Below are 866 nucleotides of genomic sequence, written 5' to 3'. Positions count from 1 at the left end.
ACCCCACTTGGCTTTAAGCGCGACTGATACGCCATCTGCAGCGCTTTGGTTGTCAGCATACTGTCAGGCGAATCTGATACAGCAAAGCCAACAATACGACGAGCATATAAATCTAAAACGATAGCTAGGTAGCACCAGCCGCCTTTAATGCGAACATAAGTGACATCACCTGTCCAGACATGATTGGGCGATGTGGGGCTAAAGTTACGGTTCAGTATGTTGTCATGAGCTTTGTGTTCTTCATCACAGTGCTTGTATTTATGCGTCTTTAACTGACAGCTTTTAAGCCCCATGCTGCTCATAAGTTTACCTACCATATAACGGGTCAGCTTGATGCCGTGTTCATTCATTAGTATAGCGGCAATGCTGCGAGCGCCTGCTGAGCGCTTTGAGTCGTTAAATATTTGGCGGACTAATGCTTTAGTTTTGACGGCTTCAAGGCTGATGGGCTTGGGCTTTAGTCCATAGTAGTAACTGCTCCTCAATACCCCAAACAACTTGCATAAAAGGCTTTTACTGGCCCGTTTGTCTTGCTCTGCAAGCTTGCTTATCAGCGATAGCCGTTCAGGCTGTCCAAGGCCAGCAGAGCAGAAGCCTTTTTTAATATGTCGCGCTCCATAGTCAGCCGCTTAACCTGCTTACGCAATTCTTGAAGCTCGCGCTGTTCATCCGTTAAAGCGTTGCCGACTTTAGGCACTTGGCCACTCATTTCTTGACGGTACTGACTCAGCCATTTCTGCAGGGTAGATTTGCCAATACCCAGTGAGCTTGCCACATCAGGTATGGTGCGGTTGTGATCAGTGACTAAGCTAATCGCTTCTAATTTAAATTCTCGGGTATATTGGTTGCGTTTGTTGGTCATACTA

General features: G+C 46.7%; 2 protein-coding genes. Both read right to left on the bottom strand.

The window, feature by feature from the left end:
• Positions 1-551, bottom strand: a 551-nt coding sequence (locus ACT3RN_RS15910; protein WP_444518848.1) for a DDE-type integrase/transposase/recombinase, incomplete at its 3' end; no start/stop codon positions are given.
• A partial coding sequence (locus ACT3RN_RS15905) for a transposase (RefSeq protein ID WP_444518847.1) occupies positions 551-866 on the bottom strand: 316 nt, incomplete at its 5' end. The genes ACT3RN_RS15910 and ACT3RN_RS15905, both read right to left, overlap by 1 nt.

It is taken from the genome of Psychrobacter sp. AOP5-GZ1-6 (genome assembly GCF_052376345.1).
In the GTDB taxonomy this organism is placed as follows: Bacteria; Pseudomonadota; Gammaproteobacteria; order Pseudomonadales; family Moraxellaceae; genus Psychrobacter.
This window is presented reverse-complemented; position numbering and strand designations above follow the sequence as displayed.